The sequence below is a fragment of the uncultured Thioclava sp. genome (assembly GCF_913064665.1).
GTDB lineage: Bacteria > Pseudomonadota > Alphaproteobacteria > Rhodobacterales > Rhodobacteraceae > Thioclava > Thioclava arctica.
The window spans coordinates 98715-109916 of sequence record NZ_CAJYBT010000010.1 but is presented as its reverse complement, the minus strand read 5'-3'; the positions used below and the strand labels follow the sequence as shown (position 1 = coordinate 109916).

The window sequence follows — 11202 nt, the reverse complement described above, 5'->3', positions numbered from 1 at the left end:
AGCGCATTGCCAAGATACAGCTTGAGATGGCCCGCCGGCAGATGTCGGTCGAGTGGCCGGGAAAGCTCAACGTGATGGAGGCAGGATGCGGTGATGTAATCCAACTCACGCGTCCGCGCTGGGGGTTCGATCAAAAGCCATTCGTTGTGACGGGGTTCACGTTCAGCGCCTCTGCAGATGGGCTTGGCCTTGTGCCTTCACTGCAAATGTCAGAGACCTCGCCGCTGGTTTACGATTGGGATGCAACGGAAGGTCAGATTTATGCGGCCGCTCCAAGATCGAACCTACCGAGTGGGCTTAATATTGCTGCTCCGGGTATCTCTGGTGTCTCTGAATCGCTCTATGTGACGCGTGACAACGCTGTGAAGGCCCGTGCCACGGTCAGTTGGTCTGAAAGCAGCTCTGCGGGTGTCTCGCGATATGACCTGCAAGGCAGCTTGAGCGGGGGTGACTATGCCGATCTTGCATCAGTCACTGGTCTAAGCGCGACACTTGATGACATAGCGCCGGGCAATTGGTCGTTCCGCATTCGTGCAGTTTCGATCATCGGCGTGTCGTCTGATTGGTCGGTATATGCAACCGAGATATACGGTCTTGGGGCGGCTCCTGCCGCGATCATGGGCGCAACACTGCAAGCTGCTGGCGGCTTGGCGATCATAAAGTGGGCGCTGCACCCAGATCTTGATGTGCGTGCTGGTGGTCATATCGTGATCCGCCACTCCACATTGGGCGCACCAGCATGGTCTGCATCCCGATCCCTCGATCAGATCAGCGGCAATCAGACAATAGCGGCAATGCCATTGATGCCGGGGACATACATTCTGCGGGCACGCGATAGCACCGGAAACCTTGGGCCTGAAACAATGCTTTACGCATCTGGCGCACAGGTTATCGGGCTCGTCAGTACGGGGGTACTGCAAGAGGATGATGAGTTCTCTGGGGCGAAATCTGGCACTGCGGCTATCGGCGGTCAGCTTACGCTTGGCGCCTATGGCCTCTTTGATGATGTGGCTGATGTAGATGCGCTGCCATCCTGGGATTATCCATTCGGTGTCGTAGCAAGTGGGTCATACGATTTTGCTGCAGATCTGGACCTTGGATCAATCAAGCGCGTCAGGCTGCGCTCTTTGATCGAGATGCAGGCAAACAATCGGTCTGATGTCTTCGATAGCCGTCCAGGAAAAGCAGATGCATGGCCGAGCTGGGATGCGACGGCGGGGGCGGAGTGTGACGCCTATGTCCAGATTCAAGCATCAGATGATGGCGCAACATGGACGGATTGGTCGCGGCTCGATGCCAGTGAAGTTGAGGTCCGCTACATCAAGGCCCGCGCAATGCTTTCAACAACCGACACAAGCTTCGTTCCTCTCATTTCGAAGCTACGTCTTAATGCAGATGAGGTAGTATAATGAGCCAAGTAGCTAACCTGACCGTTCCCGACGGTTCCGGCGTTGAGGTCAGGCAGGGATTCAACGCATCGATCAATGCCGTTGCAACGGATTACTCGGGAGCAACAGCCCCCACCAATACGTTCGCTGGAATGAAATGGCGTGACACATCGATAAGCCCTTCCGTGCTTAAAATTCGCAATGATGCGAATACTGCGTGGGTTGAGGCGCTGTCCGCACTTGGAGCCAGTACGGCTGGCAAAACGCTGCTTACCGCTGCTGATAAAGCAGCACAGAGAACGGCCCTTGAACTCAAGGCTGGCGCGCAGAAGGACTTGTCTGGCGACCCTGACTTCACTGGGGTTGCACCAAATGATCTGGCAGATCGGGAGACTATTGCGGCTGCGATTGCGGCATCATCATCTACCCCGTTTGAGTCCGCCGAATACTCAATCACTGCGGCTGGTGCGCTAACGATTGCTCATGGCCTCGGGGTGCAGCCAACGCTCTACCTGCCATATCTAAAATGCAAAACGGCAGACAACGGATATTCAGTCGGGGACGAGCTTTTGATTAACCCTAGCCTGAACGTCGCAGGTGCATATGACTCAGGTGTTGCACTCGTCCCAGACGCGACAAACATAGATGTTCGGTTCGGTGCGAATGGCAATGTGCTTCAAATCATCCATAAAACCAGTGGTGGGCGAGCTCCAATTGCATCTGGAACGACTGCATGGAAATTCTTCGTGAGGGCATGGAAATGAAGTTTTACGTTAGCGCGAGCCATGACTACCTCGGTGGGTTTGACGGTGCAGAGCCGCCAGCGGGTGCAATTGAGGTTCCGCAAGATCGTCCGGGGCCGGGATATACTTGGGACGGCAGTAAGTGGACTGGGCCGAGCGCAGAGTTTAAGCTCGCAGACCTGCGCGCAAAGCGCGATGCAGCGCTCGCGGCTTGTGACTGGACGCAGATGCTAGATAGCCCCCTGACTGATGCTGATAAGGCGGCATGGGCAACCTATCGGCAGGCTCTTCGTGATCTGCCAGAGAATGGGTCCGCGTGGCCGACCGAGCCGGTGAAGTAACCAAGCAACAAATTTGAGACGAAACACCCCGCTGCTGGCGGGCTTTTTTATGCGCGAAAGGGGGGGCGCTGATGACGCCTGAAGAGCATTCAATGATAAGGGATCTTCGGTCTGAAATGTCCAAGCTGCGCGAAGAGGTTTCATCGCTAAACCGGGCGCTGTTGCTACCAGAGCCGGACGGCACGCCGCCGTTTCTCCAGCGGGCCGCGCGCGTAGTCAATGCTGCCGAGAGCGGGTCATGGGGTATCAAGTGGAGTGTCCGCATCTTCCTCGCGCTCGGCTCGATCCTGATCACGATCAGCACGCTCAAGGGGAGTATCTGGAAATGAGAAAAACCAAGCCGTGGACGCTCGTTGACAAGATCGGTGGACTCGCGCTCCTAGCGTGCATCTTCGTCGGCTGCACGATCGGCGTGACCTATCTCTGGCGATCACTGTTTCCTGCATCGCGGTAGTATGTCCTCAGCGAGGTCAAAGTAGACGGCGCGGATTATGGCGACCCGATCCGCGTTACTCCGAGCCGGGTTATCCTGCGCGACTTCAATGGGCGATATGTCACCACTGTTCGTTCCGTCCCGAACAATGAGGGCATGTGCCCGGGCGGCGAGGCCGTGCCGTATCGGGCTGGGGCCGAGCTGCGCGAGTCCGTCGACCTAGACTGGTGGACCGCTGGCGCGATGCCGCCCTGCATGCAGGAGCTAATCCCCGGTCAATACGTCCTGACCACCTGCGTTTTTGTGAAAACAGGCATTCCGCTCGTCGGAGAGCGGGGTGAGTGCATCGATTCCAACATCTTCGAGGTGAGCCCATGATGAAACTGATTTCCAAAGAAGAGCGTAAGCGCGCTCGCATCGGCTACTCGTTCGCAGGGACTATCCTGACCCTGTGCGCACTGCTGACGCCCGTCGTTAGTTGGACAGTGTTCGACTGTCAGCTCGACCCGAACGCCGTATTCTTTATCGCGCTCGGCATGCTGGCCTTCTCAGCGATCGGGCGGTTCATTTCGCAGCCGGATGGGCTACTGGCAAACCTTTGGCGCATCGGTCTGATGGCAGTCATCATGATCCTCGCAATGGCGCATTTCGCCGCTGCCGAGACATATCGGCCCTCAGCCCCGCAGCTTACGCCCAGCCATTCAGCTATCGCGCCCGGCGCATCCGTCACCGAGCATCAGATCGTCATGCTGGCACTGCCCGAGATCAAACGCCACGAGGGCGTGCGGCTGGCTGCATATCGCGATCCTATAGGCATCACGACGATTTGCTCCGGCACGATCCGAGGTGTCCGCATGGGTATGACGATGTCGGCTGCCGACTGTGACCGGCTCATCGCATCCGAGGCCACGGAGTACTGGCGCGGTGTCTCGCGAGCGATGACGTTGGAAACGAAGAGGCTACGGATCAATGTGCCGCGCGGGGCAGCATGGACCGATTTCACGATTAACGTTGGAATCGGCGCGGCGAGTAGCTCGACCGCGATGCGGCGGCTGAACGCTGGAAATGTCCCGGGCAGTTGTAAGGCGATGACCTGGTTCAACAAGGCGGGCGGCATGGTCTGGGTCGGCCTCGTCGTCCGGCGCGGCGACAATTACGACATGTGCATGGTGGGTGCATGATCTGGCTCGCCAAGAACTGGCGCGTCTTTGCTATCGCTGGCTTCGCCGTGGCGCTTGTCCTTGGCGGCTGGATCGCGCGCGGCGTCTATGACCGATCACTGCAAGCCACAACGCTCAAGCGCCAGATCGCTGCGCGGGATAAGGCGCAGGCCAAGGCAAACGCAACTAATACCACCAACTCCGCCGCTGAGGTTGCTCGCCTCACCTTGCAGGCCGCAGATTTCACGCTGGGGCGCAAACTAGAGGATCGGGCATATGCTGACACGTCAAAGAGCTGCGGCCTATCTGCTGGCCGCGTTGAGCGGCTGCGGCAGCGTTAATGGCCCGCAGATCAGGCCAACGATTCCGCCATCGCTTCTGGTACCTTGCTCTGTGCCAGTGGCGATCCCGCCGGGGGCAATGAGCGAGCGCGATGTAGAGCTTGGCTGGGGCAGGGACCGCGCCGCTTTACGGGCTTGTAGCGGGCAGGTGCGTGCGCTGGTCGGGGTGGTGCAGTAGGCGGCCTCCGGGCAAGAGTTATTTGAGCTTGTCCAAAAAGTCTAGCTGGTCTGCATCTCCAAACTTTGGGATTGCTTCTGGGAATGCCCGATAGAATCCACGAACAAAGCCTTCCTTGGATGTCGCCGCCTCGCCGATACCGACTACCTGCCACAGGTGCTGACGGAAGACTGCTTTTCCAACTTGCTCGGTAAGCCATTGAGTGAACTTATATCGACGGCCACCGTTGTCATAGACGACTGGATTCTTTTCATCGAGCTTCTCAAGGATAGCTCCGTTTGAGTTTGCCAATGGGTGATAGATGTACCGGCGAATAAAATGGCCGAAGAACTGAGGATGGCGTGTCGAATCTGGCTTCTGCCTCTTCAATCCATAAAGACGATAGATCATGTCAAAAAACTTGTCAGGGAACTCCTTCTCCCACTCTGCGAGTTCTTTTCGAATAAACTTGTCAAAGAGTTTTCGATACTCGTCCTTAGCTCGGTCAATGTAGCCGGCGGCTTCATCTACCAACGCGATGATGCCGATTTTAGCCGCAGAACGTACAATGATCTCAGCCTGCAAAGCCAAGAATGCTTGGGAGCTATGAAGCATTTTTTGGTTCTTGGCTTCGATCAATGCATCGCAGACTTCAATCAAGGTCTCTGCTTCAAATCCATCTGCCAAATCCCCCCCTAGTGGCCTGAAAAATATTGGGTTTTCTATCTTTTTTACCAGATTTTCGCTAAGTACGGATCGTACCCCTTTGCGCGACATGGTGCGCAAGAAGGCGTTTCCTCCCTCACTCTGCAAACGGAGCGCGTTAGCCATAGCCTTCTTACTGATGACCCTTCGCTTATCATCTAAAACGTAGACCTCTAGTCCAACGTCGCCGATGAACAGAACGCCCTGACTATCCGCCTCTGGAACACGGAGTGGATCTTTGATTCTGCTCCAGCGCGCTGCAGCAGCATTTTTAGCTATCTCGCGGCGCTGTTCTGTAGTTAGCTTTTCTGCGCGCGTCGTGCCGCCTTGGGACTGAGGGGATTTTGACAATTAATTGCACCATGCTTGCTTCGAAAAAGTAGATTGCCATGCTTGCAGAAATCCAGCAAGTAAAAATATAATAAATTGAAATTTATGCTTGCTGATTGTCCCTCCGTTTGACTTCCGCGTGATATCTGTACCTTGCTATAGAAGAAAAAGGGGGCGCCATAGCGCCCCCTTAAAGTGTTCTTAAGCCGCCCCTGCGATCTCTCGCCTTGTGGCAGATGAGATCAGCCCTGATCGGCTCATACCTCGGGCCTTGGCTGCCTCGTCGATCGCTCGCAAAAGACCGCGTTCAATAGAGATATTTGCGCGCACTGTTGCAGTATCAGCTGGAATGTATGGTACCGGCATAAGCACGGCACCATCTTTCATCTCTTCAATCACCTCTTGATGCGCGCGAACGTCCTCAAGCGAGGCGGGTTCAATGTCCGGCTGGTCTTCAAACCAGAGGTCAAGCGCCTCCGTTGCGGCCTTCGGAATTCCGTCCCAAGTGTCCGATGCTGCGAAGCAACCGGGAAGATCAGGAAAGGATAGACCGTAAGCGCTGTCGCCATCCTGATGGACGACAGCAATATAGTAGTGCATTTTTGTCTCCTTCAGCTCCTGTGTGCGAATAGCAATGCAAATTATTGAGCTTGGTGATCGGTGGTAGCGGGGCTATAGAAGCCCCGCCTGTTTGTAGATACTCCGGACTGTTCCTGTTGGGAGGTCTTTCTTTGGGTGGGGTAGGATCACCGTTAGATCGCCTTTCCTCAGCTTCAAGTGAGATCCGTTTTGCGAAATTTCCTCGAAGCCTTCTTTCAAGAGCAGAACGCGGAGCTTTTTTGAGTTGTGCTCGATCTGCATTGCGTCCCCTTTCATGTGTATTTATCTACACACTTTTGTTCGGTTCGTCAATGGGCATGCGCATTTATTTGCGCATCACCTTTATGAATTCAGTCTTATAATTTCTACTAATACTTAGAAAACGCCCCTGCTATAGAGAGACGCTAGGGCTAGCTCAGCAAGTTTTTGGGAGATGCAGTTGGGTAAGATCTACGTCCAGCATCGAATTGTCGTTCGTGATCAGAATGATCGCATTGTCATTGACGAGTCGCACGAAAGCTTCACGGCGGCTAAGCCAGCCTTTGATCAGATCGTCGTCAGGCCGGGTCAGAGTGTGACGCTTCAACATGGCGCCAGGATCATAGCAAAGCGTGAAGGGTAAGCTCTCGATTTTACGAAGTGCGCCAAAGTTCAGTGAACCTGAGAAAACGCGAAAACATTGGCCAAACAGAGAACATGCCCTTTATACGAAGCGTTTCGTTGACCAGAATTCAATAGGTTGGCCAAGTGCCGCTTTGTTTACACCATAGCGCTCAGTGGTTCAGAGAAAGTCGACTGAGTGCTCAAGATCGAGCTCGTGACGATCAAGTTGATTCGCATTGAGGTTGGCAACATCCGCAGTTCTGCGGGACACCCATGGGATAAGCCATTGATATATATAACGCCCAATGAAGCATGTGCGGGACACATACTCATTGAAAACACTACCAAATTGGGGAATTTGGTGGGTGACCCTGGAATCGAACCAGGCGTGGGTCGCCCCGGCGGAGTTACAGTCCGCTGCCGCACCTTGCAGCACGTCACCCGACGCTGGGCGGGAGATACAAAAGGGGGCCGGGGGCGTCAAGAGAGAGATTGACGAAAAATCCCCTGATTGCATCCACGCGAGGCGCGCCGGGCTTGCAAAGCGGGCTTTGAGCGGCCATTGCAGGGCAAAAGGAGAGCTGCGATGAAAAAACCGACCTGGGTGATTGATAAAGAACGTGCGCGGCGCGCGTCTGCCTCGGAAACGGTGTGGCTTTTCGGGCTGCATGCGGTGCGCGACGCGCTGCAAAACCCGATGCGCGAGCGGCTGCGGCTGGTCTGTGGCAAGAATGCCGCCGATAAGCTGGCTGAGGCGATCGGGATTTCGGGCATGGAGCCCGAGATCGTCGATGTGCGCAAATTCGCCTCGCTCGTGCCAATCGCGGCTGATTCTGTGCATCAAGGCGTCGCACTCGAGGTGAAGCCGCTGGATTGGGGCAAGCTGCGCGATGCGTGCTCGCATGCGCGCCTTGTGGTGGTGCTGGATCGCGTCACCGACCCGCATAATGTGGGCGCGGTGCTGCGCTCGGCCGAGGTGTTCGGGGCGGCGGCTGTGATCGCGCCCCATCGTCATTCTGCGCCCGAAACCGGGGCCTTGGCGAAAACCGCGAGCGGCGCGCTGGAGCGTCAGCCCTATATGCGCGTCAAAAACCTGTCGGACGCGATGGAAGAGCTGCGCGGCATGGGCTTCCGCCTGCTGGGCCTTGCCGGTGAGGCCGAGATGACGCTGGCCGATGGGCTGGCCGAGGCAGGGGCCGATCCGATTGCGCTGGTGCTTGGGGCCGAAGGGCCGGGGATGCGTGAAAAGACCCAGGAGACCTGCGACCGCCTCGTCAGAATTCCGTTTTCTGGCGAATTCGGCTCGCTCAACGTTTCCAACGCGGCGGCGGTGTCGCTCTATGCCGCTGCAAGCCGGATGTGATCACAAGAATGCGAGCGGACGGGTGTGCCTCTTTAACGGCGCAGATTGATACCCATGTTTCTAACCGGAAGCGCGATTTCGGAACCTTCGCGCTTCAAGTTCACTGTCCCTCGTTCCGCCACTTCAGCGCCCCGACCATTTATGGTTTGGGCGCTTTTTTCTGACCCGGAGGCTTTGATGACCGATTCTGACCTGCGTGACATCCTTAGCGAGACCCGCGTGATTGCGGTGGTCGGCATATCGAACAAACCCACACGCCCATCCCACGAGGTTGCGCAGTATTTGCAAACCAAGGGCTATCGCATCGTGCCGGTCAATCCGGGTTTGGCGGGCCAGACGCTGCTGGGCGAGACGGTCTATGCCGATCTGGGCGCGGTTCCGGCCGATTTGAGCGTTGATATGGTGGATGTCTTCCGCCACTCCGAGGCGGTGCCCGAGGTGGTCAAAGACGCTTTGGCCCATTTGCCGGGGCTGCGTACGATCTGGATGCAGTTGGGCGTGGTGCATGAGGGCGCGGCCGAGCAGGCGCGCGCCAAGGGGGTCCGGGTGGTGATGAACCGCTGCCCGAAAATCGACTATCCGCGGGTGATGGCGGGCGTCTAGCTGCCGCGCGGTTTGGCGCGCAGGGTCGGGTCGGCCTCGCGTGGGTCTTCGGGCCAAGGGTGCCTGGGATAGCGTCCGCGCATATCCTTGCGCACATCGCTATAGGAGCCGTCCCAAAACCCCGGCAGATCCATCGTGACCTGAATCGGTTTGTGCCCCGGCGACAACAGCGTCACGCGCAGCGGCAGGCGTTTCGGGCCGACCGTGGGGTGGGTGGTGACGCCAAACATTTCTTGCAGGCGAATCTCGATGCCGGGCGCGTCGCCAGCGTAGTCAATCGGCACGCGTCGCCCCAAAGGCGTTTCGAAATGGCCCGGCGCGAGACGGTCGATCAGCTGCATCTGCTCCCAATCAAGGCTGGCGCGCAGGGCCTCGGTGACGTCGAGCTTGCGCAGGTCGGCCTCGGATCGCTTGCCCTTCAGATAGGGCAGTAGCCAGTGCTCGGCGCGCGCCAGAAGGGCCGCGTCAGTGAAGTCGGGCAGATCCGCTCCTTGCCCGCGCAGCAGCTCGACGCGCGCTTGCAGGCGCTGGGCCGCAGGCGTCATCGGCAACCCGATCTGGCGCAGCCCGTCCAGCGCGCCCAAGGCGATCGCCTCACGCGGGGCGTCTTTCCAGATCCGGTCATCCAGAACTAGCGCGCCAAGGCGTTCCTGCTTGCGCGCGAGCACGCGGCCCTCGCGGCGCGACCATTCGCAAACATCGTGCCAGCCGATCTGGTCGGCGAATAGCGCGCGGATCTGCGCCTCGGATATCGCGATGCCCTGACGGACGCGGGCCTCACGCGGGTCGCCATCCAGATCGGTTGCCACGATCAGACGCTGCGCACCCAGCGGGTCGCCCTCGGCCACCACGGCCCCTTTGCCGCCCGACAGCACATAGCGGGGTGCATCGCCCTTGCGCCGCAGCCCGATGCGGTCGGGATAGGCCAGCGCCGCCATCGCTTCGGGGGCAAGGCGTTGCTGAGTGGGGGGCGCAAGGCGCGCCAGACGTTTGGCCTCGGTGCGGATGCGTTCGATGGTGGCGCGATGGGCCTCGGGGCCGGGGCTGCGGATCGCGGCCAATCGCAGGCTTAGATCGGCAGGGGCGCCGCGCAGCGGGTCACGTTCTGCCAGCAACGCGGCCAGCGGCGCGGCCTCGGGCCCGGCGCGCAGCAGCATATGACCAAGGCGCGGATGCAGCGGCAGCGCGGCCAAGGCGCGACCGTGTTCTGTCAGCCCCAGCCCGTCCATCGCGCCCAGCTCAGCGAGTAGCGCGCGCGCTTCGGCCAAGGCAGGGGCGGGGGGCGGCGTCAGAAAGGCCAGATCGCTGCCATCGCTGCCCCAAAGCGCAAGCTCCAGCGCCAAGCCCGTCAGATCGGCCACCTCGATCTCGGCGGGCGCAAAGGCGGGCAGCGCGCCCTCGGCCCCTTTGGTCCAGAGCCGATAGCAAATGCCCTGGGCCACACGGCCCGCACGTCCCCGGCGTTGCTCGGCCTCGGCGCGGCTGACGGGTTCGGTGACAAGACGCGCCATGCCCGAGCCCGAATCAAACCGCGCCCGGCGCGAGCGCCCGCCATCAATCACCACGCGGATATCTTCGATCGTGAGCGAGGTCTCCGCGATCGAGGTCGCCAGCACCAGTTTGCGCCCCGACGTGCAGGGCGCAATCGCAGCGCGCTGGGCGGCAAACTCCATCGCGCCAAACAGCGGACGAATCGCAATGTCAGCGGGCAAGCGCCCCTTGAGCAGCCCCTCGACGCGGCGAATCTCGCCCTCGCCGGGCAAAAAGGCCAGCAGCGAGCCCTCGGTTTCCGCCGCCGCCTGTTCGATCAGCCCCGCCATCGCGCCCTCAAAGCGCATCGTGCGATCCACCGGGCGTGCGAGCCAGCGGGTCTCGACCGGATAGGCGCGCCCCTGCGAGATGATGATAGGCGCATCATCAAGCAGGGTGGCTACGGGGTCTGCATCCAAAGTAGCCGACATCACCACCAGCGCGAGATCGGGGCGCAAAGCGGTGCGCATCTCCCAGAGCAGCGCAAGGCCCAGATCGGCATTCAGCGAACGTTCGTGAAACTCGTCGAAAATCACGCAACCGACGCCCGCCAATTCGGGATCAGATTGCAGCATGCGGGTAAGAATGCCCTCGGTCACCACCTCAATCCGGGTGGCGTTCGAAGTCTTGGTTTCGCCCCGGATTCGGTAGCCCACACGTTGCCCGACGCTTTCGCCAAGGCTTTGCGCCATGCGCTCGGCAGCGGCACGCGCGGCCAGACGGCGCGGTTCCAGCATCACGATGCGACCGCTGATCTGGTCGAGCAACGCAAGCGGCACCCGCGTGGTTTTGCCCGCACCGGGCGGGGCCATCAGAACAGCGCGGCCATGCGCGCTCAAGGCCGCCCGCAGATCGGGCAGCACCGCGTCAATTGGAAGAGGGGCGTTCGGCGGGCTCACACCCCC

General features: G+C 59.1%; 12 protein-coding genes, 1 tRNA gene and 1 pseudogene. 9 read left to right on the top strand and 5 right to left on the bottom strand.

Features of this window, described 5'->3' with window-relative positions; all coding sequences use genetic code 11:
- The 6 genes and pseudogenes from QZ571_RS06425 to QZ571_RS06400 form a co-directional block, all read left to right on the top strand.
- Window positions 1–1409, top strand: a pseudogene (locus QZ571_RS06425) (host specificity protein J); the annotation flags it as partial.
- A complete protein-coding gene (locus QZ571_RS06420; protein WP_295532885.1) occupies window positions 1409–2152 on the top strand; it encodes a hypothetical protein in 744 nt (247 codons plus the stop codon). The pseudogene QZ571_RS06425 and the gene QZ571_RS06420, both read left to right, overlap by 1 nt.
- Complete coding sequence (locus QZ571_RS06415; RefSeq protein ID WP_295532884.1) at window positions 2122–2472, top strand: tail fiber assembly protein; 351 nt, start codon at window positions 2122–2124, stop codon at window positions 2470–2472. Before QZ571_RS06420 ends, QZ571_RS06415 begins: the two co-directional genes overlap by 31 nt.
- Window positions 2473–2543: 71 nt before the next feature.
- Window positions 2544–2801: a hypothetical protein gene (locus QZ571_RS06410; RefSeq protein WP_295532883.1), complete on the top strand. Its 258-nt coding sequence runs from the start codon at window positions 2544–2546 to the stop codon at window positions 2799–2801.
- Between the two features lie 478 nt (window positions 2802–3279).
- Window positions 3280–4086, top strand: coding sequence for a lysozyme (locus QZ571_RS06405; RefSeq protein WP_295532882.1), 807 nt, complete (start codon window positions 3280–3282; stop codon window positions 4084–4086).
- Window positions 4083–4406 carry a hypothetical protein gene (locus QZ571_RS06400; RefSeq protein WP_295532881.1) on the top strand — a complete coding sequence of 108 codons (324 nt, stop codon included), beginning with the start codon at window positions 4083–4085 and terminating at the stop codon, window positions 4404–4406. The genes QZ571_RS06405 and QZ571_RS06400 overlap by 4 nt, the downstream gene beginning before the upstream one ends.
- Window positions 4407–4602: 196 nt before the next feature.
- Here QZ571_RS06400 and QZ571_RS06395 read toward each other — a convergent pair whose 3' ends face one another.
- The 3 genes from QZ571_RS06395 to QZ571_RS06385 all read right to left on the bottom strand — a co-directional run bounded on the left by QZ571_RS06395 (window position 4603) and on the right by QZ571_RS06385 (window position 6459).
- Window positions 4603–5619 (bottom strand): P63C domain-containing protein, encoded by a 1017-nt coding sequence (locus QZ571_RS06395; protein WP_295532880.1) that lies wholly within the window; start codon window positions 5617–5619, stop codon window positions 4603–4605.
- 180 nt (window positions 5620–5799) lie between these two features.
- Window positions 5800–6198, bottom strand: coding sequence for a type II toxin-antitoxin system HicB family antitoxin (locus QZ571_RS06390; protein ID WP_295532879.1), 399 nt, complete (start codon window positions 6196–6198; stop codon window positions 5800–5802).
- Window positions 6199–6270: 72 nt separating this feature from the next.
- Window positions 6271–6459, bottom strand: a complete 189-nt coding sequence (locus tag QZ571_RS06385; RefSeq protein WP_295532878.1) for a type II toxin-antitoxin system HicA family toxin — start codon at window positions 6457–6459, stop codon at window positions 6271–6273.
- A gap of 178 nt (window positions 6460–6637) precedes the next feature.
- On the opposite strand from QZ571_RS06385, the gene QZ571_RS06380 reads away from it, so the two are divergent.
- Window positions 6638–6820, top strand: a complete 183-nt coding sequence (locus tag QZ571_RS06380; RefSeq protein ID WP_295532877.1) for a hypothetical protein — start codon at window positions 6638–6640, stop codon at window positions 6818–6820.
- Window positions 6821–7160: 340 nt separating this feature from the next.
- Here the strand turns inward: QZ571_RS06380 and QZ571_RS06375 are convergent.
- Window positions 7161–7244, bottom strand: a tRNA-Tyr gene (locus tag QZ571_RS06375).
- A gap of 143 nt (window positions 7245–7387) precedes the next feature.
- Here QZ571_RS06375 and rlmB point away from each other — a divergent pair.
- Complete coding sequence (rlmB, locus tag QZ571_RS06370; protein ID WP_295532876.1) at window positions 7388–8164, top strand: 23S rRNA (guanosine(2251)-2'-O)-methyltransferase RlmB; 777 nt, start codon at window positions 7388–7390, stop codon at window positions 8162–8164.
- A gap of 177 nt (window positions 8165–8341) precedes the next feature.
- Window positions 8342–8767 carry a CoA-binding protein gene (locus QZ571_RS06365; RefSeq protein ID WP_295532875.1) on the top strand — a complete coding sequence of 142 codons (426 nt, stop codon included), beginning with the start codon at window positions 8342–8344 and terminating at the stop codon, window positions 8765–8767.
- Here QZ571_RS06365 and hrpB read toward each other — a convergent pair.
- On the bottom strand, window positions 8764–11196 hold the full coding sequence (gene hrpB / locus QZ571_RS06360) for an ATP-dependent helicase HrpB (protein WP_295532874.1): 2433 nt from the start codon (window positions 11194–11196) through the stop codon (window positions 8764–8766). The two genes, QZ571_RS06365 and hrpB, sit on opposite strands and share 4 nt — an antisense overlap.
- Window positions 11197–11202 lie beyond the last annotated feature (6 nt).